Source organism: Vibrio sp. RE86 (assembly GCF_013114545.1).
GTDB lineage: Bacteria > Pseudomonadota > Gammaproteobacteria > Enterobacterales > Vibrionaceae > Vibrio.
In genome coordinates this window covers 50,305-74,380 of sequence record NZ_VTXI01000001.1, presented here as the reverse complement: position 1 = coordinate 74,380, position 24,076 = coordinate 50,305, and the positions used below count along the sequence as shown (strand labels likewise).

The 24,076-nt window shown below is 45.8% G+C and carries 21 protein-coding genes and 1 riboswitch; of the genes, 2 read left to right on the top strand and 19 right to left on the bottom strand.

Features of this window, described 5'->3' with window-relative positions; all coding sequences use genetic code 11:
- Positions 1 to 46 precede the first annotated feature (46 nt).
- From tenA to F0231_RS00350, 6 genes are all read right to left on the bottom strand, one after another.
- Positions 47 to 709 (bottom strand): thiaminase II, encoded by a 663-nt coding sequence (gene tenA, locus F0231_RS00375; RefSeq protein ID WP_171757731.1) that lies wholly within the window; start codon positions 707 to 709, stop codon positions 47 to 49.
- Positions 709 to 1,659 (bottom strand): ABC transporter substrate-binding protein, encoded by a 951-nt coding sequence (locus F0231_RS00370; protein ID WP_171757730.1) that lies wholly within the window; start codon positions 1,657 to 1,659, stop codon positions 709 to 711. Before F0231_RS00370 ends, tenA begins: the two co-directional genes overlap by 1 nt.
- A gap of 14 nt (positions 1,660 to 1,673) precedes the next feature.
- Complete coding sequence (locus F0231_RS00365; protein ID WP_171757729.1) at positions 1,674 to 2,474, bottom strand: ABC transporter permease; 801 nt, start codon at positions 2,472 to 2,474, stop codon at positions 1,674 to 1,676.
- Positions 2,467 to 3,225, bottom strand: coding sequence for an ABC transporter ATP-binding protein (locus F0231_RS00360; protein WP_171757728.1), 759 nt, complete (start codon positions 3,223 to 3,225; stop codon positions 2,467 to 2,469). Before F0231_RS00360 ends, F0231_RS00365 begins: the two co-directional genes overlap by 8 nt.
- Positions 3,215 to 4,045, bottom strand: a complete 831-nt coding sequence (thiD, locus tag F0231_RS00355) for a bifunctional hydroxymethylpyrimidine kinase/phosphomethylpyrimidine kinase (RefSeq protein ID WP_171757727.1) — start codon at positions 4,043 to 4,045, stop codon at positions 3,215 to 3,217. The genes F0231_RS00360 and thiD overlap by 11 nt, the downstream gene beginning before the upstream one ends.
- A 103-nt stretch (positions 4,046 to 4,148) precedes the next feature.
- Positions 4,149 to 4,258, bottom strand: a riboswitch (TPP riboswitch).
- Between the two features lie 56 nt (positions 4,259 to 4,314).
- Positions 4,315 to 5,301 carry a zinc-binding dehydrogenase gene (locus F0231_RS00350; protein WP_171757726.1) on the bottom strand — a complete coding sequence of 329 codons (987 nt, stop codon included), beginning with the start codon at positions 5,299 to 5,301 and terminating at the stop codon, positions 4,315 to 4,317.
- A gap of 224 nt (positions 5,302 to 5,525) precedes the next feature.
- Between F0231_RS00350 and F0231_RS00345 the strand changes: the two genes are divergently transcribed.
- On the top strand, positions 5,526 to 6,422 hold the full coding sequence (locus F0231_RS00345; protein ID WP_171757725.1) for a LysR family transcriptional regulator: 897 nt from the start codon (positions 5,526 to 5,528) through the stop codon (positions 6,420 to 6,422).
- Between the two features lie 81 nt (positions 6,423 to 6,503).
- Here F0231_RS00345 and F0231_RS00340 read toward each other — a convergent pair whose 3' ends face one another.
- The 9 genes from F0231_RS00340 to F0231_RS00300 form a co-directional block, all read right to left on the bottom strand.
- The gene (locus F0231_RS00340) at positions 6,504 to 8,282 is read right to left on the bottom strand and encodes a methyl-accepting chemotaxis protein (protein WP_171757724.1); all 1,779 of its coding nucleotides are present in this window, start codon (positions 8,280 to 8,282) and stop codon (positions 6,504 to 6,506) included.
- Between the two features lie 226 nt (positions 8,283 to 8,508).
- Complete coding sequence (locus tag F0231_RS00335) at positions 8,509 to 8,667, bottom strand: hypothetical protein (protein WP_171757660.1); 159 nt, start codon at positions 8,665 to 8,667, stop codon at positions 8,509 to 8,511.
- Positions 8,668 to 9,062: 395 nt separating this feature from the next.
- Complete coding sequence (locus F0231_RS00330) at positions 9,063 to 10,940, bottom strand: PhoX family phosphatase (RefSeq protein ID WP_171757723.1); 1,878 nt, start codon at positions 10,938 to 10,940, stop codon at positions 9,063 to 9,065.
- 446 nt (positions 10,941 to 11,386) lie between these two features.
- A complete protein-coding gene (locus F0231_RS00325; protein WP_171757722.1) occupies positions 11,387 to 11,899 on the bottom strand; it encodes a YgjV family protein in 513 nt (170 codons plus the stop codon).
- 82 nt (positions 11,900 to 11,981) lie between these two features.
- Complete coding sequence (locus F0231_RS00320; RefSeq protein WP_171757721.1) at positions 11,982 to 13,034, bottom strand: DctP family TRAP transporter solute-binding subunit; 1,053 nt, start codon at positions 13,032 to 13,034, stop codon at positions 11,982 to 11,984.
- Positions 13,035 to 13,124: 90 nt separating this feature from the next.
- On the bottom strand, positions 13,125 to 14,402 hold the full coding sequence (locus tag F0231_RS00315) for a TRAP transporter large permease (protein WP_171757720.1): 1,278 nt from the start codon (positions 14,400 to 14,402) through the stop codon (positions 13,125 to 13,127).
- Positions 14,399 to 14,932: a TRAP transporter small permease gene (locus F0231_RS00310; RefSeq protein ID WP_171757719.1), complete on the bottom strand. Its 534-nt coding sequence runs from the start codon at positions 14,930 to 14,932 to the stop codon at positions 14,399 to 14,401. Before F0231_RS00310 ends, F0231_RS00315 begins: the two co-directional genes overlap by 4 nt.
- 629 nt (positions 14,933 to 15,561) lie before the next feature.
- The gene (locus tag F0231_RS00305; RefSeq protein WP_171757718.1) at positions 15,562 to 16,395 is read right to left on the bottom strand and encodes an arginase family protein; all 834 of its coding nucleotides are present in this window, start codon (positions 16,393 to 16,395) and stop codon (positions 15,562 to 15,564) included.
- A gap of 5 nt (positions 16,396 to 16,400) precedes the next feature.
- A complete protein-coding gene (locus tag F0231_RS00300; protein ID WP_171757717.1) occupies positions 16,401 to 17,135 on the bottom strand; it encodes an IclR family transcriptional regulator C-terminal domain-containing protein in 735 nt (244 codons plus the stop codon).
- Between the two features lie 232 nt (positions 17,136 to 17,367).
- On the opposite strand from F0231_RS00300, the gene F0231_RS00295 reads away from it, so the two are divergent.
- Entirely contained in the window at positions 17,368 to 17,730 is a 363-nt protein-coding gene (locus F0231_RS00295) for an MmcQ/YjbR family DNA-binding protein (protein ID WP_171757716.1), read from the top strand.
- Positions 17,731 to 17,842: 112 nt separating this feature from the next.
- Here the strand turns inward: F0231_RS00295 and F0231_RS00290 are convergent, their stop codons facing one another.
- The 4 genes from F0231_RS00290 to F0231_RS00275 form a co-directional block, all read right to left on the bottom strand.
- Positions 17,843 to 19,228, bottom strand: coding sequence for a glycoside hydrolase family 1 protein (locus tag F0231_RS00290; protein WP_171757715.1), 1,386 nt, complete (start codon positions 19,226 to 19,228; stop codon positions 17,843 to 17,845).
- A gap of 116 nt (positions 19,229 to 19,344) precedes the next feature.
- Positions 19,345 to 20,418: a porin gene (locus tag F0231_RS00285; RefSeq protein WP_171757714.1), complete on the bottom strand. Its 1,074-nt coding sequence runs from the start codon at positions 20,416 to 20,418 to the stop codon at positions 19,345 to 19,347.
- 3 nt (positions 20,419 to 20,421) lie between these two features.
- Complete coding sequence (locus F0231_RS00280; protein ID WP_216611928.1) at positions 20,422 to 20,835, bottom strand: hypothetical protein; 414 nt, start codon at positions 20,833 to 20,835, stop codon at positions 20,422 to 20,424.
- A gap of 63 nt (positions 20,836 to 20,898) precedes the next feature.
- Positions 20,899 to 24,015, bottom strand: a complete 3,117-nt coding sequence (locus F0231_RS00275; RefSeq protein ID WP_171757712.1) for a response regulator — start codon at positions 24,013 to 24,015, stop codon at positions 20,899 to 20,901.
- Positions 24,016 to 24,076: the final 61 nt, after the last annotated feature.

Here is a 24,076-nt window from a genome sequence, read left to right as displayed (position 1 = left end):
TAACTGGCATAGGTTAGCGCCCCTATGAGCGCTAACCTATTTAGGATTAGCTTACATTCAAGCCTTGCTGCCAGAAGGCCACTTCCATTCGAGTAGCGGTCTTAAACACTTGGATAAGGTTTTGCCCGCGTTGGCTGTTGATATCGATCTCTTCTAACAGCTGGTTGAAGTGCTCTGCGCCAGAAGCGACACCTGACTGGAATTCCTCTCCGCCATACAGCTCAATCCAGCTTCGATATGGGTTGCCTTCGAGTACTGTCTTATCGTTTTCCAACAAGGCTTTACCTATGACGGCATAGCCGATTGAACAAGGCGCGAGTGCGGCGTACAGCTCTACCAAGTCGCCCGTCATACCTGCATCAAGTACATAGCGAGTGTAAGCCACCGTACCGAAATCTTCAGGTTCATTCTCTAGGTCAGATTCGGTCAATCCCCACTGACCACAATAAGTCACGTGATGGGCGATTTCAGAATCAAGTAAGGCATGAACACTTGGCAGTGCACGGCGCATATCTTCTAGGTTACGAGCCTTGTAGATAGCTAACGCGTACGCTCTCGCATACTGTTTCAAGAACAAAAAGTCCTGTTTCAAATAGTGTAAGAAACATGGCTGTGGCAAGGTGCCCAGAGCAAGCTGCTCAACAAACTCATGCTGAGTATACTCCTGCCAATCGGACTCACATGCCGCGATCAAATCTTGATACTTCATTAGTTAAACTCCGGCACGTAATCAGCCGCTTTCGGCAAAGTTTCAATCAACTTCTGTGAGTACATAAACTCGGCATAATCGTCGTAACGTTTTAGGTCAACCGCTGACGGGCGCAATGCAAAACGAGTCAGAGTGTCATTCCAAGCACGCTTATTAAGCTCATTGTTCAGAGTGTCAGGCGAGTACGCGACAAACTCTTTCCAGGATGCATCTGGGTGATTCACGATGTAGGTCGTCGCTTGCTCTAACGCTTTGTTGAACGCTTTAATAGCCTCGGCATCATGCGTTTTTGCGTTGGCAACAAAGACCAGTTCATCATAAGCAGGAACACCATGCTCTTCTGGGTAGAAGGCTTTGGCTTTGTAACCTTCAAGTGCAAGTTGGTTGGTTTCAAAGTTACGTAAGCCGCCCCAGATTGCATCGACCTTGCCTGATGCTAAAGAAGACGACAGCGCCCAACCTACATTGATGATGTTCACTTCTGAGAACTTCACACCCTCTTGCCCGAGCATGGTACCAATCGTTGCTTCTTCGTTCCCCGCAATCGCAATACCAATGTTTTTGCTTTTTAGGTCACCTAAGTTGTCATTCTTGCCGTTGTCTAGCACCATTAATGTATTCAGCGGTGTTGCGATTAACGTTGCCGAACGAATCAATGGCAAGCCAGCCGCCACATCAATCGTAAGGCTCGGCTGATAAGAGATGGCGAGGTCAACTTTCCCCGCCGCCACTAGCTTTGGCGGTGTGCTTGGATCAGCTGGCTCTTGAATGTTCACTTCAATGCCTTGCTGTTCAAAGTAACCGCGCTCTTTAGCAATTACGATTGGGCCGTGGTTCGGGTTAACAAACCAGTCAAGCATAAGCGTAAGCTCTTTATCCGCTGCAAATACATTGGTTGACAATAGAGACGTAAGTAGTGCCACTGCACTGAGTGTTTTCGTTGTTTTCACGGAGTATCCTTTCTTTATTGGTTTTCCCAAGGAATAAATTTTTTGAGTAACTTATCTGTGATGAAATAGAGCGAGACAGAGAGCAGCGCCAAAATAAAGAGTGCTGCAAACATCTCATCAATGATCATTCGTGCGTTGGCTTGAAGCATTAAGTAGCCAAGTCCTGCGCTTGAACCAACCCACTCGCCCACCACTGCGCCAATCGGTGCAATCACCACAGCAACACGTATGCCTGACGCTAGTGTTGGCAATGCCGCGGGTAGTTGAATGTGTCTGAGTAGCTGCCACTTGGTCGCGCCCATGGTTTTAGCGAGATCTAAGTATCCAGTCGGCGTGTTTCGCAATCCGTCATAACAACAGGTTGTGACAGGAAAGAAGATGATGATCGCAGCCATCACCACCTTTGATGCAATGCCATACCCAAGCCACAGCATCAACACAGGCGCTATTGCAAAGACAGGAATCGCTTGGCTCGCAATTAGAATTGGCAACAACCAACGTTTAAGGGGTTTAAACAGCAGCATCTGTAAGGCAAAGAAGAGCCCCATAGATAGGCCAAGTAGCAAACCAAGCACGATCTCTTGCCCTGTGACCCAAGTGTGTTTCATCAACACATCAAAACGGCTCACTAGGCGGCTAAGTACTTCCATCGGTGACGGTAAGATAAAGCTTGGCATGTCAAATATCATCACAACGGCTTGCCAAAAACCGAGAATCATCAGCAGTGAAAGCACTCCTCTGATCAATGAATGATTTGCGACTGTTTTCTTACTCGGCTTTGGTCTGGTTAAGCTCAGTTCGGTCAGATTATTCATAGTCCTGTTCCAAGCTGTGCAAGATGGTTTGTTGCAGCGTGGCGCACTCACCGTCTATTTCTCGTGGTGGCAAAGAATCAGGGACAGCCAAAAACTGAGCTTTCGCAGGCGAGCCTTGCAGTAGATAGAGCGCATTGGCAAGGCGAATCGCCTCCTGCGGATCATGTGTAATCAGGATAACGGTCTTGTCTTTAAGCAACGATGCCGACAGCGTTTGTAGCTTATACCGAGTCACCGCATCGAGCGCCGAGAAAGGCTCATCCATTAACACCACGGGCTTGTCTTGCATCAGCGTACGAGCCAAGGCGACTCGTTGTCTCATCCCTCCTGATAATTGCGAAGGCATCGCTAATGCGTAGTCTGCTAAACCAACCTGTCCAAGCAGTGTCGAGGCCTTTGCGCGCTCATGTTCATCGGCCATTTTGTTTGCCGAGAACTTACGGCTTAACAAAACGTTATCAATCACATTGAGCCAAGGTAATAGCAAATCTTGCTGAGCCATATAGGCAATTTGATCATCCAAACCTTTTGCGCCAGTGAATGAAAGCGAACCACTCATTTGCACTTTTGTGTCGAGTAATCCTGCGAGGTAACGAAGTAAGGTGGTCTTCCCACTACCGCTTCGCCCTAGCAAACACGTCCACTTCCCCGCTGGAATCGACATGGTTAAGCCAGAAAGTGTCGGGGCATGACTATCGAGATATTGTAGATGCGCTGATTTCAGTTCAATACCAATCGCATTAGCGCACATTAGTATGCCCACAGAAGAAGTGATGAACCGGCCCGTGACCTTGGCCTACTTGCAATAGATCGGCATGAGCAATCGCTTGAGAGATATATTGCTTACCCAAATAGACCGCTTTGTGCAGGCGGTGTCCTTGTGCAAGGTAGGAGGCAATCGCTGAAGAGAGCGTGCAACCAGTGCCATGAGTGTTCTTCGTCGCGACGCGCTTAGTTCGAAGCAATTCACTTCCATCGGGCATGATCAACAGATCGTTGCTGTTTTCATCGCTTTCTAAATGACCGCCTTTTAACAATACCGCCTTTGCACCGAGCGCACGAAGCGACTCAATCATTACCCCCATTTGTTCTTCATCTTGCGGAATGTCACCACCAATGAGTGCAGCGCCCTCTGGCAGGTTTGGCGTGATGAGATCGGCGAGAGGAAGTAGCTCTTGCTTTAAGGTTGAGATGGCATTTTGTTCAAGCAGTAAATCGCCGCTTGTTGCAACCATCACAGGATCAACGACAAGATGCTTGGGTTGGTATTGGCGGATTTTGTCAGCCACCACTTTGATGATTTGAGAGTCTGCCAACATGCCGACTTTGACGGCAACCACATTAAGATCGGTGAATACCGCATCAAGCTGGCTTGAGATATGTTCTAAAGGGATAGGATGGATGGCACTTACGCCTAACGTATTTTGCGAAGTAATTGCCGTAATGACCGAGCAAGCATAGCTGCCTGTTGCAGACATCGCTTTGATATCGGCTTGAATGCCTGCACCGCCGCCGCTGTCAGAGCCTGCGATGGTTAATACGATTGGTGTGTTGTCTTGTGAATGTGGCATTGTTGCTCCTACTACAAGACGTACAGGAACTCTCGGCCACGATTTAGAAAGGATCAGCTAGAGGTGATCAATTTATCGGATGCGAGTGCACAAAACCAATCGAGGTTGAGTGCGTATAGTTCCCTACGTCAGTGCTAACTGAATCAGGTTCAACGGGTCTCGCATTGCGATCTCAGCCCTTTCCCAAATGGGTAGGCTCCCCGACTATTTCTCACAAATGATAACAATAAAGTTAAATTTATTGCATCACTTATTTTTTACAAACGTGACTATTGAAGCTTTACAACGACTTTACCCGTTGTACGCTGAGTGCGAATCTCGATAAGTTTCTCACCAATCTGCTCAAGAGAAATTACTTCGATTTCAGGCACATGAATGAGTTCTAGCTCTAACAACTTAGACACGGCTTTACCTGCAGAAATAATCGATTCACGCCCCACATCACCGTTAACATGCCCCGAGCCCAAACTCAGTTGATGGAAAGAAAGCCCTTTCAAGAAAGCATCAGGGTAGCGTTCTGGCTCAACGGTTTTGACTAGCTCGACCATTTCACCTTCAAAACCCAGTACAGAGGCACAAAGTACGTCGTTGTCTCCTCCGACACAATCGATGGCCACTTCGACACCCTGACCTTTCATTACCGCGTTGATCTCTTCCGTGATGTTAGCCTGACGATAATCGATGGCATGAGTTGCGCCTAAACTTTTCACATACTCATGCTTAGCCGCTGATGCGGTCGTAATGATCGTCTCGACACCAAAGTGTTTCGCTAGTTGAATGGCGAAGCTACCAACACCTCCAGCACCACCAGCAATGAAAATGCTTTTCTTACCTTCAATGCCGAGCTTGTCGACCAACGCTCGATAAGCCGTCCACGCCGCACATGGTGTTGAAGCGGCAATTTCCGGTGCGGTGTTTGGGTGGGGAATTAAAGTTCGCGAGTCTTGAATAGCATACTCAGCAAAGCCACCATGCATTCGACGCATATTCCCATGATAAAGAACTCGGTCTCCAATTTGCCAGTTTGCAACCTGACCACCAATCGCAACGATCTCCCCTGACACATCGAGACCACCGACGAAGCTGTCATCCATATCCGGTACCATCGAGTGCCAAAGGTTCACTTTTGCATCAACAGGGTTTAATGCCACGGCATGCACTTTAATAAGCACATCATATTCAGACTGCAATTGAGGAGTTGGTAACTCGGCAAGCGTGAAAGAATCTGACTTCAACTGATACGTGATTGCTTTCATCTATTTATCCTTATCTAGCGGGTCTTAGTGGGATGAGTTCTTTTCTACTATGGGAATCTTAGCCACTAAATACATCAAATAAAAATTATTGATAATTCTTAATTCGATAAAATATTGTTATTATTTAAGGGTGCGACGCTATTGTTTTCTCGCTTACAAAACATAGTGGGTTATCTGACCATCGCATAGCTTTAACAAGATTATTTTGCGAAAAGGGCCCTACGATGTTGAACCCAACTTGGTTAAAAACCTTCACGACTCTGATTGATACTGGCCACTTTACCAAGACAGCCGACAAGCTGTTTATGACTCAACCGGGTGTTAGTCAGCATATTAAAAAACTCGAACAAGCCTGTGGGCACGCTTTAATCGAGCGACATAAAAAGAGTTTTGAGATAACCGAAGCGGGAAAAACGGTGTATGACTACGCGAAAGAGTCAGAAAGCCACCAAGCCAAAATGCTGCTTTCCCTGAACCAAGACGACCCTTGTTCTGGTAGCGTTTCGTTGTCATGTTCTGGCTCGCTAGCGTTGCTTCTGTATCCACATTTACTCGATTTACAATGTAAATGTCCGAAATTGATTACCCACCTAGAAGCTGCGCCTCATCATAAAATTTTGGCGGAGATTATCTCTGGCGATGTGGATTTAGGTATTGTCACCCATGAGCCTTCCGACCCTAGAGTCGATTCAGAGCAGTTTGGGCAAGAGCCTTTATGTTTGATGTTGCCTAAATCGAAGGTAACCAAAGCACTCACCGAAGAGCAACTCAAAGAGATCGGCCTGATTCGCCACCCCGATGCCGAGCACTACTTAACACTCTACTTCTCTCGCTGTGGAGAGAAAGCGCTCGAATCCATCAACATTAACCAGTTACCCATCAAGGGCTATATCAATCAGCTTAGCCAGATACTGTTACCCGTTGCAAAAGGCCATGGGTTTACGATTCTACCTAAAAGTGCATTAGAGACTTTCCCGCTCAAAGACGAGATCGCTATCTATCAACCTAAAACAGAAGTCATTGAAACCTTGTTCCTGCTGACTAAGCGCCACCGCTCTATGCCCGCTCGATTTGAAACCGTTAAGGCACTGATAAAAGAGAAAATGACCGATGCAATCTAGAACCGCTGACCTAGGCGCTAAAACTAAAAAACCGCCAGTACAATTGGCGGTTTTTGCTTTCGTTAAAGTAACGTATTAAGCCTACACTTTGAACTGTGCAACCTGCAATTTCATCTCTTCCGCTTGCTCGGCAATACGTTCAACCTCATGTAAACACATCGTCGCTGACTCTACATTACGCACCGTTACTTCATTGATCTGCTCGATGCTGTAGCTCACCTCATTGGTTGCCACATTCTGCTCTTCGACCGCAGCCGCAATCTGAATAGACGTGTCTGAGATTAAGCGAATATCTTGAATGATGTTTTCCAATATCCCTTGAGCTGATTCAGACTTAGCAACCGACAAACTACCTTGTTCACTGCACGTAGCAATATTATCGACAACTTTCATGGTTTGTGACTGAATCGAGTTAACGATCGAGGAGATCTCTTCGGTTGAGCTTTGTGTACGTGTCGCCAATGAGCGAACTTCATCAGCAACGACTGCAAAGCCACGACCTTGCTCCCCTGCACGAGCCGCTTCAATCGCCGCATTGAGCGCCAGTAGGTTAGTCTGTTCAGCGATCCCTTGAATCATCTCAACCACACTGCCAATCTGACTTGCTAGTTCGTTCAATGCTCCAATTTCATCTTGGCTTTGAGACAAGGTTTGAGATAACGCTGAGATTTCTTCTGCTGCTTCTCGCACAGCCAACTGACCTGAGACGGCATTTTCGTGAGATTGCTGAGCCTTAGCCGCAGCCCCTTCCGTGTTCGAGGCGATTTCAGCTATCGTCGAGCTCATCTGATTTACTGCGGTCGCCATCATTCCTGTCTGCTGAGATTGCGCATCGAAATCCACCATCACCGACTCTAACTGTTGCTTCATTTCTTGCGCGCTGCCAGCGAGGTTCGATGATTTAACCTGAGACTCGGTCACAAGCGCATAGATCTTTTCTAGGAGTATGTTGAAACTCTTATTCATTTTAGACAGTTCATCGTTGCCCGAAGCATCCGATCGCAGTGCAATGTTGTTGGTTTGCGCTATGGTCTCCATCAACTCCGCTTGTTTTGCAATTCGCCTTACAATCGCGAGTGCAATCGCCAACGAGCTCATGATCAAAAACACCACTAACGCAATCGAGACCATCAACTTCTGCGTCGTCAAATACTCGATGTGAGCATTCACTTTTTGGTCAAGTTCCGTCGCAAGGTGAGAAAAATCTTCCTCGACCTTGAACGATGCTAGACGCGCCTCGCCTTTTAAACCTTCATTGTACTTTATGCCCACGCGGTTCATTTGCGTAATAACCGCTTGCGCGCGAGTCACTAAGCCCTGCATCTCGTCAGGGAAGTTGGTGAGGTCAACGCTCTCCCCTTGCACCATGCTTCTATCAAGCAACAGGATACCTTCAAGCAGTTCGGTATTGTGATTGCGAAACGCGTTAGTAAACAGGGACTCACGGGCTTGCTGATAGCTCCCCATCAAGCCCTGCTGCTCAGATAGGCCGAGCACTTCATACGCTGAAACTAACGATTTAAAGGTATCAAAGTAGTTCTTTAAATCGGAACGAATCTGGTCTTTGCCGGTTAAGTCGATGTTGAAATAAGCCAGCTCTTTCGACATATGTTGGCTGTCTTCAATGAACTTTTCCGCGTCTTTGGTGAACTCATCGAGATATTTGGCATCCAGACGCGTGATGAAGTCTTTCTCACTCTTGCGCATTCGGAGTAAGTCACTTTCTAGGTGCCCTAAGTCGATACGTGCCTGAGATAAATGATCTGCATCTGCAGCGATTTTAAATGAGTAGGAAAGGGTGGAAGTAATGCCTAATACTCCAATCAGACATAGCCCAAACAATTTATGTTTGACCTGCATAAAACTATCCATGTGTACTGCTATTGATAATGACCTCAAGATACAAAATGACATACCCTAGTTCAACACATCATTTCTTTAAGTTACATCCATTTACATAATTAGAATGAGATTCACACAATTCATTGATATCAATAATTATTATCAATTTTGTAGAGCAGTTTATACGTGGAAGAGAAAACAAAAAAGGAGCCAAGAGGCTCCTTTTTTTAGCAATGTAATAGCATTAAGCTTCCAGAACATCCTCACCGGACATCTCTGAAATCAGTAGTAGATCGGACTCATCCAGTTTCATACCCAAAACTGGTAATCCGTGCTGAGCAATCCAGCAGCCTAGAAATACGAATGCGCCTAACGCGAACAAACCTAGTGGTAACATAGCCAAACCTCCTCCTTGGTTATCAAACAATGTATCGATAACTTGAAGATGTGACTTTATAAGAGGGGAAAAGCAAAAGGCCTTTGAAAATACTTAATTCTTTTACGTCTTTGATGGCACTCTTAGCGGATAAAATGCTAAGCCCTGTGTCTCACTGCGTTCAGTTTGTTCGTATTCACTCTGGGAGTTTACTCAGTCTCTACACCTTTAAGTTATGTGGGATACATTATTAATATAGTTATACCGTACAAATGAAGCAACTATATTTAGTAGTGAATTGTCTGAAGATCACAGTTTTTATGCTTTTGAGCGCATAATTATCCCAAAACTGGCTGTGATGCTAAAAAATGGGGCACGAGGCCCCATCACTTCAACGTTGATAACACAATCTATTGCGTGAGTTACGCGCCGATCACACCACCATCTTCGCGAGTAATCGCCATGATGGTTGAGCGAGGCTTACTGTTACCGCCCGCAGGGAAGTGCGACGGAGCGCCTTTCTCACCCGGGTGCTGAACACCAACAAACATCGTTTTATTATCTTCAGAGAAGGTTAATCCGGTAATCTCACACGCGACAGGGCCTGTAAGGAAGCGACGAACTTCACCCGTCATAGGGTCGCCACACAACATTTGGTTGTTGCCTTGGCCTGCAAAATCGCCCTTATTGGAATAGTTACCATCGGTCTGTATCCATAAACGACCTGCACTATCAAAACCGATACCATCAGGGCTGTTAAACATGTTTTCAGCGGTAATATTATCGCTACCTGCGTACAAGTTACCTTTATGAACCGTCGGGTTACCTGCAATTAGGTATAGATCCCACTCAAAACCGTCACTGGTGTGATTGCCGTTCTTCGGTACCCAACGAACAATCTGACCATAGTGGTTCTCTTGACGTGGGTTAGGACCGCCTACGGGTTGTCCCTCTTTTACACCACGGTTTTTATTGTTCGTCAGTGTGCAGAATACATGCTGGTTATTTGGATGCACTGCAACCCACTCAGGGCGATCCATAGTCGTAGCTCCGACTTGGGTTGCTGCGCGACGAGCAAAAATCATCACCTCGGCTTGGTCGTTAAAACCATTCTCTTTTGTTAAGCCATTTTTACCGTGAGTAAGCTCTAGCCACTGACCTTTGCCTTTTAGCTCTTCGTCATCGAACTCGAACTTGGCGACGTAGAGTGTGCCTTCCTCTAGCAGGTTACGGTTTGCTTTGTCATTACCCGCTTGATATTTGTTCTTAGAGACAAACTTGTATAGATGCTCTCCGCGCTCATCATCACCCAAGTAAACAACGACATGACCATCATCATTGATCAACAACGCGGCATTCTCATGTTTGAAGCGACCTAGAGCGGTACGTTTAAGTGGTGTTGATGTCGGGTCATTCGGGTCAATTTCGACAACCCAACCAAAACGATGAGGTTCGTTTGGATGTTTCGCAACGTCAAATCGCTCGTCAGTGTCGTGCCATTGATATTTGCTCTTCGCTGCTTTAACACCATAACGTTCGTGGTCAGCCGACACCTGTGCCGCGCCACTTGTACCAAAGTAGCCGTTAAAGTTCTCTTCACAAGTAAGGTACGTCCCCCAAGGTGTCTGACCATTCGCACAGTTGTTAAACGTGCCAAGTGGCTTCATCCCTTGTGGATCAAGCTTAGTCTTCATTAAATCGTGACCCGCTGCTGGGCCTGTCAGCATCATCTCAGTATTCGCTGTAATTCGACGATTCAACGTCCCGTTACGGTCAAGCTTCCACTCACCACCTGAGCGCACGATTTCAAAAACGGTAACACCATGAGCGGCCTGAGCTTTTAGTACATCGTCAGCGGTCATTGCTTTACCACCATGATCAAACAGAAGATCGTAGTTGGTATATTCATTGTTTACGGCGATCACTGCACGATCATGGCTGATCGGGAAAAGGCTCATCCCATCCGTGTTATCACCAAACTGGCGCAGCTGAGCTTTAGAGTCTTGCTTTCCGCTCGGATCAAACTCTGGCGCATCGGCAAAAATTGGGTCACCCCATGACAGCAGAGGCGTGGCTCTGTAACCTTTCGGCACAATAAACGCATCAGCGGTAGAAGCAGGTACGGCCTCAAAATTGAGTAATGGGCTTTCACTATTTGCGGCAAACGCCTTGGTGATTGGGTTTAGTGAAAGAAATGCGCTAGCACTGACGGCTGCACTTCCCATGAGAAATCGACGGCGAGATAAACGCGCATCGATCATTTGGCTGAATTCTGAATCTTGATTATCTCGATCCCACATTGCTGACTCCTTGCTGAGTGTTTTTATAAAAATACGCAGGAATCGTAGAATGCAAAAATGACAAATTGGTTAAGCTATTGTTTAAACGAGATTAAATTTAAGCTACCAAGAAATTCTATTTTCATGTCAGGCTTATTAAACTGCGCCATAGTTCACTTTTAACAAATAAGGTATGGCATACATACAAAAAAATGTGATCTTACCCCTAGATCTTTGCAGATTTGGTGGCTACATTGTTTCTTGTTCATGAAGAACGATATTCGTATATGCTCATAGAAGAGCGAGATATTTTTCAAAGTGAGGGAATATCATGAAGAAAATGAGAAAAGCACAATTGCATCGCGTACGCATTCAATACTGGAAAGATTCGAACAAAGACGCAAGCAAAAACTCTTAATGTGCTAACCCACCGTACTAAGCTGGCCTAACCGCCAGCTTTTGTGTTTTTACGGATCAACAATTGTCGACTGCTCGTTTTGGTCATCTCTGTAAATACGCATTGCGGTTATTAAGTTCAATACAATCAAACAGCTTTCCAGTAGCGCCCCGCCAATCGAACCTACCGCAATATTGTGACTCAGCCATAAGCTCGCCCCAACGACCAAACCAAGCCTTAGCTGAATGCCTTGAAAATTGAACACAGAATACGTTCCTATCGCAGTGCCCAAAATAGCCAGCAGTTGCCAATGAGATTGCCACGACATCAAGCCTACGCCTGCAAGACAGCCAATCACTACCCAACTTAACCACTTTCTTGGGTAGAGTATCGACAAGCCAGTCCGAATAAATGACAGCACAACCGCACCTGCCGCCGCCATACTTCCTAGTAAGATAAAGTGAACCGCATGAACGCCATAAAAGGCCAGCATCATCAAACGTAGCTTTCGGTCATCTTTTTGGCAAAAACAAACCAAACCTAGAACAAAACTTACGCCGCCTACCCACTGCGCAATATCCATAGCACCTCTTCAGATCGCTACAACCTCTAACCTAAAACGAAAAAAGCCCCAACACTTGTTGGGGCAACTGGCTGGAGAGAGCCTATTTCAAATACGTAGATTGGTTTGCTTTGTCCACTTCTTCTAGGAACAGGTTAAGCAGTTCAGTCCCTTTTTCACCGTGTGTCTCTTTCACGTATGCAATGACACCAGGTTGAGTCGCTTGACGCATTGAGTCACGTTGTTCAGACGTCAGTGAGTTCACCTTCATGCGTTTTTTCAGACCGTCTAGACCACGGTCGCTTGATGCTTCAATCAGACGAGATAGACCACGGTTCGCGCTCAGAGCAATCTCAACCGCATCAGAAACGATCTTCTTCTCTTCTTCTGTCAAGCCATCATAAAAATCTTTGTTGACCATGAATGTGTATGGGGCAAACAGGTGATTCGTCAGAGTTAGGTATTTCTGAACTTCGTTGAATTTCGCGAATGATACCGTCGGTACTGGGTTCATTTGGCCATCGATTACACCCGTTTGTAGCGATGAGTACACCTCACCCCATGACAGTGGGTACGCTTCAGCACCTAGAGATTGAATGATTTTCTGGTGCGTTGGCAGCGTCATTGTACGAATGCGTAGACCTTTAAAGTCCTCTAGCTCTTCAATCGCACGCTTAGAGTTAGTGACAGAGAAGAAACCGCCTGTATCTGGGAAGCCAAGAATCTTCACATCTTTCAGCTCTGACTCAATATCCGTTGCCAGTGCTTTACCAAATTGACCATCAAGAACTTCATAAGTTGATGCGTTGTTGTCGAACGCAAACGGAACATCTAGTACGCCAATTCGTGGGTAGTAACCGGCTAGTGGACCAACAGGAGACAGAGTTCCCTGCAACTGGCCGTCACGCACCATTTGGATATGCTCTTTCGCAGTACCTAGTTGGTTACTCGGGAAAACTTGTACTTTGATCTCACCGTTTGTTGCAGTTTCAACGATGTTTTTGAATACACCCGTAAACGCATGCGCCGGGTTTTCCATAATGTCAGCTTTATTGTCATGACCGATACGAAGCACTTTTTCTGCCATTGCAAAAGGTGCCGTAAATAGTGAGGTAGCCAGTGCAGTAGCGATCAATGATTTTGTTAGCTTTTTCATAATAACTCCATTATGTATGAATTTTAGTTATTACCTGGCTAGGCTTTTGCTCAAGCCAGGGTTTGTAGGGGTAAAAGTGTCAATGTGAGGTTAGTAGCCCAGCAAGCGAGGGATGAACAACACAATGTCAGGGAAGAATGCGATAGCGAATAGAAGTAACAGCTGTCCGATTAGGAACGGCATTAACTCTTTCGATATGCCTTCAATTTTCGCTCCGGTCACTGAGGAGAGTACGAATAGACATGCGCCTATCGGTGGTGTCATCAGTGAGATGTTCAGAGCAAGAATAAACACGATGCCGGCATGCAGTGGGTCCATACCAATCTCAACCGTCAGTGGAACTAAGATTGGCGCTAGGATGATAAGCATGACGTTGATGTCCATGATCATGCCGACAGTCAGTAGCAGCGCGATAATCAATGCCAAGATAACGTGTGGGTTGTCTGACAATGAGATGAACATGTCCGCAACCATTTGTGGAATCTGGTTGAAGCTCAACCACCAGCCAAGAATCGACGCAGAACCAATGATTAGGTAGATAACTGCCGAGATTTGCGCCGTACGAATGATCATCTGGAACAGTGCATTCAGCGTTAAATTACGGTAGATGAAAGTGCCGATAACAAGTGCATAAGCTACTGCAATTGAAGCCGCTTCTGTTGGCGTCACGATACCGAAGACAATGCCGCCAAGAATAATAAGTGGCATAAGCAGAGCCAGTGCTGAGTTCTTAAAGTGATCAAGCACCTCTGCTAGCGTCGCTTTTTGGCTCATCTTAGGTAGGTTCTTACGCTTACCCATCGCACCGATAATCGCCATACACACAAGGCAGACTAAAATACCCGGTAAGATACCTGTTGCGAACAAGCCACCAATTGATACACCCATTAACGAGCCATAGACAACCATCAAACCAGACGGTGGAATTGTTGGACCGATAATCGAGCCCGCCGCGGTTACCGCACAAGCATAATCTTTTGAGTAACCCTGTTTCACCATCGCAGGAACCAGCGTTCGACCGAAGGCTGCCGCATCTGCAGTTGCAGAACCCGTGATGCCAGAGAAGAACACAGAAGCGACCATGTTTGAGTGCGCAAGACCGCCACGGAAGTGACCAACCAAGGCTTCAGACAAGTAAACCAAGCGATTGGTAATGCCCGTGTGGTTCATGATCTCACCCGCTAGGATGAAAAATGGCATCGCCAAGAACGGGAAAATGTTTAGGCCGTTAAAAATCTTACTTGGCGCCAGCGACGCAAAGTGCGCACCGCCCATATCGTACATACCGGTGATACCTGCAACACCTAACGCAATCGCGATTGGCGCACCCACCAGCATTAACAGTAGAAATACAACACCAACAATCATAACTGCTCTCCTTGCACTTCTAGACGATCACCCGCTAAATGCAGCTTTAATGCGTAAATATCTTCTAACCAAACTAGAAAAGCTTGAAACCCTGATAATGTGAATGTCACTGGAATTGCTGCGTAGGCATAAGCCATCGGCATCGAAAAGACCGTCGATAATTGATTGGCACCCTTCTCGGCGAAGGTGTAACCAAGATAAGCAATGTAACTAAAGAATGCGCAGGTCAACGCGCCAACACAAAGCTTAATGATCTGTTGAACTGTTATCGGGAAGCGCTTTGTCACAAACTCTAATCCCATATGTTCACGTCCGGCTGTACAGCAAGGGACTGCCATCAAAATTGCCCAAATCATGATGTAGCGAGCAAGCTCCTCTACCCACACCAATTGCAACTTGAGTACATAGCGATCCAATACGCCTAGCCATACGTCCAAAATCAATAGCGCAGTGAGGATACCTACTGCAAATTGATTGGCTTTGTTCAGCCTATTCTTGGTTGTGGTGATAATGTTATTCGGTAATGTCATAAACCCATTGCCCTTCCTTTTTACTGCTTTCCTTGGAGGCTCATTTCGTATCAAAAAGCATCTGCTCATGTACGGTTAAATAAACAATACCCATAACATCTCTCATGTTAAGAGGTCGCGATCACAAAAGAATAAATGTGTGATAGTTTCCAACATACCAAAGAGGCAATGTTACTAAGTTACTGTTTTTTATGTGTAAAATAAGTTTGTTATAAAAGGGGAGGAAAAATCGATGTTAATAACTAACATTAAACTTAATTCAGTAGATCAATAAGTTAGTTACATAAGTGTTAATAGATGAGAAAAAGTAACACGCAGATACCGCTATAAAATTTGTTATAGAAAGGTGAATTGGGTCACAGTCAATACCATGCAACTGTCTAGGAAATAAAACAAAAATGCGTACCTTAACGTGATGAATATTTGGTGGCTCATCACACTATATCGGTAGCTTTTGGCCAAACTAAGCCACAAGTAACGGAGCTCAGCCCAAGAATAGAGCATCAGACCCCAACTTCTTCCATGTTAGAAAGTAACATTTGAGAGTTATTCTCATTATACCAATCGCGATAAATAGATGATCTGATAATTGCGCAGGGAAAATGACCAGATAGTTATTCTGGTTGGTATTAAGCCGCTCTATCGCGAGACGGGAACATCTGCGTAAGCTCATGAAGAATACTTTGTGTCTGCTTAGAATAGAGATGTTTGTCTTTGTAACCCACAAGCTGAACTTGGCGTACTTTGCCTGAGATGAGCAACTGGCGAATCATGCGATTAACCACTTGAACATCCAACGCTGAGCCTCGTTCTAATCGAGAGACTGGATACAAGCTCGGGAGATCAATCGTGACCACCACTTCATCACAATGCGCTAAATAGGTCGCCAACTGTTGTTTCACTTGAAAGCGTTGACTAAAGCCGCACTCACTCAACGTCATCCAATCACAGCCCAAATCTTCAGCGTATTCGAGCGTTCGCTCCTCTTGCGCAAGAGCGTCTATCCCTAAACAGAACAAACGACACTCATTGTAACGAGATAACGCAAAATGAAAGGCGCTGCCCTGAGCAAGTTCGAGTGAAGGTTTAAGTTCAAATTGACGACCGATATGGATAATACCGAGCTCTCGTCTTTGAGAATGCAAAAGAGGGAAGCTATGGAGAATCGTTTCACAGTTGTTGGTTAAAATGACTGGCAGTGCTTCTGAGCCTAAAAAACGGCTTAAGTGTAGTTGGTACTGACCTGTTGGCTGATTAGAAAGGTCATAGTGCCCGCCATTCAACCAACATTGCGCGTCTTTTTCTGAGATCCAATCAAACATCTCTTCAAGACTTTGGTTCGCCATTTCAAAGTCAACTTGGCTCATCGGTTTGAGCTTTTCACTGACACTTAAAAGAACAAGACGATGAGATAACACACCAGTAATACTTTGCACTTTATTGCGTCGAAATAGCCCAAACATACCAATCACCTTTCTGGGGGCAAAGCCCTCGCTGCTTGAAGAACATGCAGAACGATTTTCTGCTGATTCATTTGAACTCGATGTGCAGGCGCCATGACAGAAATCGCGCCTATCAGCTTCGATCCTTTCATGACTGGTGCACTGATACCGGAGACACCAGGATCGATCTCAGACGTACTGATGGCATAGCCTTGATTGCGGATCTGCTCCAACTCTTGATGCCATTGTTCAATTCGAGACTCTTCACCGAAATAGCGCAGAATTTTCTCGCAGCGTGATACCGGCAAATACGCCAACATCACTTTTGATGAAGCACCACGCAATAAAGGCTGACTTTGACCTTGAACGTAACTGCATCGCAAAGCTTGCATACTCTCTTTACGGCTGACGCACAGCGCTCGATACCCAACAGGCACCATATACGCGGCCATTTCACCCGTCTGCTTTTGTAGGCGATTGAGTACCAAATCTACTGCGTCTAAGTCATGTTGACTGGTTTCGTAACTGCGCATCAAAAGCAGGGCTGCCGGACCAATGATCAAGGTTTTGTCATTTGGACTTTCCTCAATCAAGTTCCACTCACGGAGCAATTTAAGATGACGATAGAGACTGCTTATCGGTGTGCCTAATTGCTCACTCAGTTGCTTTGCTGTAACAGGTTCTTCATTGACGGCCACTTGCATCAATAGTTGAAGAACCTTTTCGTTCACTTGACCACTATTTTGCTTCATCGAGTTCACGCTATTGTTGTATCGCTATATAAAGGTAACGAGCAAATTGTATTCTTATTAGATAGGAATTTATAAATAATTTTAGCGGGTAATTCTCAGTCAGTAAGAATCACTAAATTATTCAACATCGGGCTGATCGAAGTTCGCCTCACCTTTCAATCAAACTGTTAACCAAGCGATTGAATGAACCCAATAAGGCTGTAAGAATGAACTCATCATCAAAATCAGGTTTAGCGCATTTATGACTCACGACCAATTCAATCAGTTCTGCGATTCTCTAACGGCCACAACCTATGTGATGCAATGGGGTAACTCTCATGTATGGAAGGTAGGAGGAAAAGTCTTTGCTATCGGTACGACACAAGAGGGAGGTAAGGTCGCTTATACCTTTAAAGCCTCTGACCGTAATTATGACTTTCTAAAAGAGCACGATGGATACAGACCAGCGCCCTACTTCGCAACTCGTGGAATGAAATGGATTCAGCAGATCGGCACCGACGGGGATCTGATTGAGGAGTTAGAGTACTACCTAACAGAATCCTACAAGCTTGTGGCAAAAGGGCTAACCAAGAAAAAGCGCGCGGAGCTTGGTTTAGAAGAGTAGTTTACTCTGTTACCTGCAAACATCTTCAAGAAAAGAGTGAATTGAACTTGGCTAAAGGTGTGTCGCTGATGACACCGACACACCTTCTAAATTATGGAGTTAAGAACAAACGTTATAGGTTTGCACCGTTGCTTGAGATGACACCTTGATACCAGTGGAAGCTCTTTTTCCGCTTACGCTCCAGTGTGCCAGTGCCGTCATCATGACGATCGACGTAGATAAAGCCGTAACGCTTGCTCATTTCTGCCGTTGAGTTTGCGACCAAGTCAATCGGCCCCCAACTGGTAAAGCCCATCAGCTCTACACCATCTAACACCGCTTCGCGAGCTTGCACTAAGTGGTCTCTTAAGTAGGCAATGCGGTAGTCATCAATGATCTCGCCGTTTTCGTTCACTTCATCTCGTGCACCTAGACCATTTTCAACAATAAACAGTGGCTTTTGGTAACGATCATGCAAGAAGTTAAGCAAAATACGCAGACCTTTCGGGTCAATCAACCAACCCCATTGGCTCTTCTCTAGGTACGGGTTTGGCACGCTATCGACAATGTTACCGACTTCTTTCTGCTTAGGATCCGCACTTGCACAGCCGCTTGCGTAGTAGCTGAACGAGATAAAATCGACACTCGCACTCGCCAGCTCTTCAAGATCGCTCGGCTCCATCGCTATCTCAATACCGTTCTCACGGAAGTATCGCAGCATATAACCTGGGTATCGGCCACGAGTTTGCACGTCACCAAAGAACAACCATTTGTTGTTCTCATGCATTGCAGCAATGACGTCATCAGGGTTACAGGTGTAGGCGTAGTTAAGCGCTCCTAGCAGCATGTTACCAATCTTGGCGTCAGGGATGATCTCATGACACAACTTGACCGCCTTAGCGTTAGCCACCAATTGATGGTGAATTGCTTGGTAGATCGCTTGCTCGTCTGCTTCTTCTGGCAAACCGACACCAGTAAATGGGGCGTGCAGAGACATATTTATCTCATTGAAGGTCAGCCAAAGTTTGACCTTATTCTTATAGCGTTCAAAAACGGTGCGAGCATAACGCTCAAAGAAAGTGATCAGTTCACGACTTCCCCAACCGCCATAGTTTTCAACCAGTGCGTAAGGCATTTCATAGTGAGAAAGCGTCACGAAAGGCTGCATATTGTGCTTAGCCAATTCATCGAAGATCTTATCGTAGTACGCAAGCCCCTCTTCGTTTGGCTCTGACTCATCACCATTTGGAAAAATACGAGTCCATGCAATAGACAAGCGCAGACAGTTGAAGCCCATTTCATTGAACAGCGCGATATCTTCTGGGTAACGATGATAGAAATCGATCGCAAGATCTTTGATGCCGTCTGTGCGGTCTTCACGCGGTTGATGCGGGCTTAAAATACCACTTGGCAACATATCTGAAGTAGATAGTCCCTTTCCGTCTAAATTAAAAGATCCTTCAACTTGGTTCGCGGCAATCGCGCCCCCCCAAAGAAAATCGTTTGGAAAAGTCGTCATCGTAAATTCCTAGATAGCATTAACGTCTGAGCGCCATTGTAGTGCCGAATGGGGAAACAAATGAGGCTCGATTGTCAGGCAGATTGTTCCTTATTTAGCGACTCCTAATTTCATTGCTAGAACACAAAGCTCACCATCACGGTGTATAGGTTTGCTTCTGGATCGATGGGCGCGGTTATAAAGGCTCCGCGAGAACGGGCCGTTTCAAACCTTTGCCACTCTGCATTCACCGATACGCTGTCTAAAAGGTCATAGCGAGCACCAACTAGGTAGCTATCGCCAACCTTATGTTCACTTTGGTCCAGTTGCATCCCATACACAAGGTAGGGGGTCAGCTTGCCAAAGTGGTGTTGACCGCCGATATACCATGAAGACGAGATGTCATTGATCTGCCCTTCTACCGTCAACATCGATTGGCCAAACTCATACTCGGCTCCCAAAGACCACAGCTCGATATTTTGGTTGTCACTGTTGGTGACCAGTTTAGGAATCGTTAAGTTGCCTCGCTCAACATCATAAAGTGTTGTGGTTTGGTCAAAGTCACTGTTCAAATAACTGAGGTTCCATCGATAGCCATCACCAAAGAGAGAAAGATTCATCCCCCACATTTGGTCCGTTTCAAACTCTAGATATGTCTTGGGGTTAAACTCCACATCATTGTTGTCTTTGAAACCGTAGAATGGCGTCGCTTGCAGGGTGAGGTCATCGTTAATATCGCCAAACCAACTGACACTTAAGCCGTTGTAGGCCGTTATCCCTAACACACTGTTGTAAACTTCTGATGGTGGGCGCGCATAGGCGTATGCTTGACCGACATAGTAATACTCTGAAGCTAAGAACAACGGCAGTCGCAATCGCCCCGCTCTAAATTCCAAAGAGTCCCACTCGTAACCAACATAGGCCCACTCAAGTTGTGGGTCACTCCATGAGTCTTGCGGCCTTTTGACTACCTGCACAGACGCTTTGAACACATCATAATAATAATCCAGTTGAAGGCCGAACGTCGTATCACAGTCGTAGCAACTCTCATCTTCAATATTTCTGTGAATCAGCAATGGGGTGTCATTGTCAGATTGGGTCCAAGAGGTTGATCCAAAGCCACTCACTGAAAAGTGATTACCTAGCTCGATTGCACCATTCACAGGCAAAGAAAGTACGCCGAGCACAGCTAAAGGTATTCGTTTATCCATAAGTTATTTCTCCGTACTTACGACGTACAAAATGGTGGCATTGTCAGGAAGTTGTTCGAGAGGCGCGTAGCCAATTCGGTTGGACTTTTCTGACATCCAATCGAGCAATGAGTCGATGTCAGCAGTCGTGATCTCTTTGGGCGGTCTTGCCTTCCCAGAAAAAGAGAGACTCGCCCAATGAGCGTTCATCTGTGCGTTATTTTTACCCAGTAGAGCGTCATAGAATTCCAAGCGTTCTGGGCTATTCTCTGGCCAGTCAGACAGCTCGAAACGCTTGCCTGAAAGTCGTTTGGTTTTGCCTCGATAGAGCTTTCTCGCTTTAGATTTTGAAAGCTCAGAGAACCCTGAATCCATGGAAAAAATAGCCATGTCTTGGCCCGCTACGACTGGAGTAAACAGGCTAAGCCCAATCAGCAATAGCCAAACTGATAGTTGATGTCGAATCACTGTTTAGGTGTCCTCCCCTTTGCTACTTGGGCGCTAAATCACGCTCGCAATTTCGTGCAACAGCTTCTCTTTCTTCACCGGTTTCGCAACATAGGCGTCCATACCCGAGTCATAACAACGTTGAATATCGTCATCCACCACACTCGCGGTCAGCGCGATGATTGGTATTTTTATTCGACCTTGCTCTGTTTCAATTTGTCGTATCTCTCGTGTGGCTGCAAAACCATCCTTCACTGGCATCATGCAATCCATCAAGATCAAATCGTAACCATCGGTGCTTTGAAATTTATCGACGGCAATCTGTCCATTGTCCGCAATATCAAATTGATAGCCCGCTTTAGTCAAAAACAGGGACGCGACTTTTTGGTTTACCCGATTGTCTTCAACCAACAAGATTCGCTCCGCTTTGCTCGGGAGTGTTTCGGTCGATTCAACCAATGGCTGGGTTAAGTGTGAAGGAGTGTCATGAGCCTGTGTGCTGTTCACCGGTGTTGGGACATGCACCATAGAGTGGAGCTTTTCACGTAGAACAGTCGCTTTAAAAGGCTTGGCGACATAGTCATCCATTCCCACATCAAAACAGCGCTGAATATCGTCATCCACGACACTCGCAGTAAGCGCTATGATTGGGATTCGGCGTCGGCCGGTAGACTGTTCTAACGCCCTGATCGCTTGAGTGGCGTGAAATCCATCCATGACTGGCATCATGCAATCCATCAAGATAAGCCCGTACGTTTGACTATCGGTATACATATCCAATGCTTCTTGCCCGTTACTCGCAATATCGAACTCGAACCCTGCCTTTCCGACATGCAAACCCGCGATCTTTTGGTTGATCTTGTTATCCTCGACGATCAAAATTTTTGCACTGCGCAATGAATGCAGTGAGTCAGAGAAGCTCGCATTATCGTCCTGCTTCTGATCGCACGACTGAACCGCTTTGAGTAACCTTTGGCCGAGTAACGGTTGGGTAACCAGCGCCGAGATGCTATCTCCGAAATCAGCAGAACCGCTATTAAAACCACGCACAACACACACGCTAAAGCCGTTATTTTGAAGATCGGCAAATCGAGTTTTATTGAGAGGCTCAACCGCTGAGTCGCTCTCAATCATCACCAGAATAGGCTTGTTGTCCTGCTTGACCAAACTTTCTAATTCACCAAAACACGTCAAAGAGTCCTGTACTGATACTCCGTAAAACTTAAGCTCCTCGCTAACCACTTTAGACACATCATCGTCATCACAGATGAGTACAATTGGGGACGCGATCTGCTCCTCTTTCTTAATTGGATAATGACGAATATCAATAGGAAGCTCGAGGGTAAAGTAGAAACAACTCCCCTCTCCTTTAACCGATTTGAGCTCGATTTTACTGCCCATCAATCCCACTAACTGAGTGCTTATCGCTAGACCAAGGCCTGTTCCGCCGAATTGACGCGTAGTGGAGTCATCTTCTTGTGAAAACGGCTCAAAGATCTTCTTCTGCTGCTGTTCATCAATACCAATCCCAGAGTCTTGAACCGCGAAGGTAAGGGCGACTGTCTCACTACTTTGATAGTGACTGCTTAGGGAAAGAGCGACTTCGCCCTCGCTGGTAAATTTGACGGCGTTGGACATAAAGTTCATCAACACTTGTCGTAGGCGATGGTCATCCACCAGCACCCTAAATGGTGTGTCTGAACCAATCGAAACCTTGAGATCGATGCCTTTCTCTTTTGCTTTTGGCGCAACAATGGAGGCGATGTCGTACATGGACTCTCGGACACACGTTGAGTGAGGGCTAACTAACAACATGCCCGATTCAATCTTCGAGAAATCAAGAATGTCATTAATTAAGCTAAGTAACAGGTGGGATGAGGTTTCAATCGTATCGACGTAATCTTTCTGATTGGCACTTAATTCGGTGTCTGATAACACTTCCGCAATGCCGATCACGCCATTAAGCGGCGTTCTGATCTCATGCGACATATTGGCTAAGAAGCTGCTTTTCGCTTTGCTGGCTAAGATAGCGTCATCCTTTGCTCGCTCGGCATCCTCTTTCGCGGTCGTCAATCGCTCTTGGGCTTGCTGTCGCTCTATCGTTAACCGTTCAACTTCGACCGCGAATTGACTCAGTTCATCGTTACCTTTGACCGTTTGGCTCAAACTTGGGAGCGAACTGGAGTCGCTGTGGCCTAAAAAATCCAGAACGTGCTTTAAGTTGTTTGTCAGACGTTGAGCAAGTTTAATCGCCAAGACCATGACTAAAATGGTCAGAATGGAAACAATCGATAAAAATAAGATACGTTGCTGCTCAGCACGAACAATCGCCGCGTCTACCTCAGCGATAAGTTGATGCTCTATTGCTTCCCCAACATTTTGCAACAGCATCAGCCGAGAAGAGAGTGCATATATGCCGCGGTCTAGCTGAAGGACTGTCATGGAGTTGAGTGCAGACTGATAGCTAAAACTTTGACGAAAACTTTGGCTCTGGCTAAATACATCATTGCTGAATACATCGAGCATCAAACTCACTTGAGTTTCATCTGCATTCAATGCAACAAAACGTTCTAAATAGAGCTGCTGATTCTGTGCCAAAGCAAGCACTTGCTCTTGTATATCACTATCAAAATCTTGGTATTGCAGCCAAACATCGATCATCCCTTTAGAGAGTCGCGTCTCTTCTGATGACCAGAACAGCAACCACTCAAGCTGCAATAGTGCTGATAGGTGCTGCATTACTTCCGGCTTCAGATTCCCTAAACTTACCCGCTCCAGCTTAGTTAACAACTGTTTGTAAAGGTCAGCTTGCCAATCTTGCTCATCAAGAATGTCATACACATCCGTCGTTTCTGCGGTATTGGTTGATGACGAAGCGATTTCCTCAATCAAGTCACGCACCTCTTGGTCTGCGCCAAACACCTGCGAAGAAAGCTCGGTCAGTCTATCGATCTCAGAGCTGTTTATCTGCTTATTTGAACTGCGATAAAATTGACCACTTGTTTCCAGTAGAGCTAAAAATGACTTGGATTTTTCGAGGCTTTGCATTTGAGCGGATAACAAATGCACTTGCCAACTGACTAAACCTAATAGCAGCAACAAAGGCAGTGCCACCAATACAAATAACTTGTGTCTAACTGAAATACTCCGAGCCAATTTATCCCTAGCCATAGGTTACATCCATACTTATTCTTGTATGCTAATAGTAGCACAATGATAATCAACCAGTTGC

Bases quoted from the DNA above. Each gene is read 5' to 3' on its own strand.
- tenA (WP_171757731.1), bottom strand. From the start codon at position 709: ATGAAGTATCAAGATTTGATCGCGGCATGTGAGTCCGATTGGCAGGAG.
- F0231_RS00365 (WP_171757729.1), bottom strand. From the start codon at position 2,474: ATGAATAATCTGACCGAACTGAGCTTAACCAGACCAAAGCCGAGTAAG.
- F0231_RS00360 (WP_171757728.1), bottom strand. From the start codon at position 3,225: ATGTGCGCTAATGCGATTGGTATTGAACTGAAATCAGCGCATCTACAA.
- thiD (WP_171757727.1), bottom strand. From the start codon at position 4,045: ATGCCACATTCACAAGACAACACACCAATCGTATTAACCATCGCAGGC.
- F0231_RS00350 (WP_171757726.1), bottom strand. From the start codon at position 5,301: ATGAAAGCAATCACGTATCAGTTGAAGTCAGATTCTTTCACGCTTGCC.
- F0231_RS00345 (WP_171757725.1), top strand. From the start codon at position 5,526: ATGTTGAACCCAACTTGGTTAAAAACCTTCACGACTCTGATTGATACT.
- F0231_RS00340 (WP_171757724.1), bottom strand. From the start codon at position 8,282: ATGCAGGTCAAACATAAATTGTTTGGGCTATGTCTGATTGGAGTATTA.
- F0231_RS00330 (WP_171757723.1), bottom strand. From the start codon at position 10,940: ATGTGGGATCGAGATAATCAAGATTCAGAATTCAGCCAAATGATCGAT.
- F0231_RS00325 (WP_171757722.1), bottom strand. From the start codon at position 11,899: ATGGATATTGCGCAGTGGGTAGGCGGCGTAAGTTTTGTTCTAGGTTTG.
- F0231_RS00320 (WP_171757721.1), bottom strand. From the start codon at position 13,034: ATGAAAAAGCTAACAAAATCATTGATCGCTACTGCACTGGCTACCTCA.
- F0231_RS00315 (WP_171757720.1), bottom strand. From the start codon at position 14,402: ATGATTGTTGGTGTTGTATTTCTACTGTTAATGCTGGTGGGTGCGCCA.
- F0231_RS00310 (WP_171757719.1), bottom strand. From the start codon at position 14,932: ATGACATTACCGAATAACATTATCACCACAACCAAGAATAGGCTGAAC.
- F0231_RS00305 (WP_171757718.1), bottom strand. From the start codon at position 16,395: ATGTTTGGGCTATTTCGACGCAATAAAGTGCAAAGTATTACTGGTGTG.
- F0231_RS00295 (WP_171757716.1), top strand. From the start codon at position 17,368: ATGACTCACGACCAATTCAATCAGTTCTGCGATTCTCTAACGGCCACA.
- F0231_RS00290 (WP_171757715.1), bottom strand. From the start codon at position 19,228: ATGACGACTTTTCCAAACGATTTTCTTTGGGGGGGCGCGATTGCCGCG.
- F0231_RS00285 (WP_171757714.1), bottom strand. From the start codon at position 20,418: ATGGATAAACGAATACCTTTAGCTGTGCTCGGCGTACTTTCTTTGCCT.
- F0231_RS00275 (WP_171757712.1), bottom strand. From the start codon at position 24,015: ATGGCTAGGGATAAATTGGCTCGGAGTATTTCAGTTAGACACAAGTTA.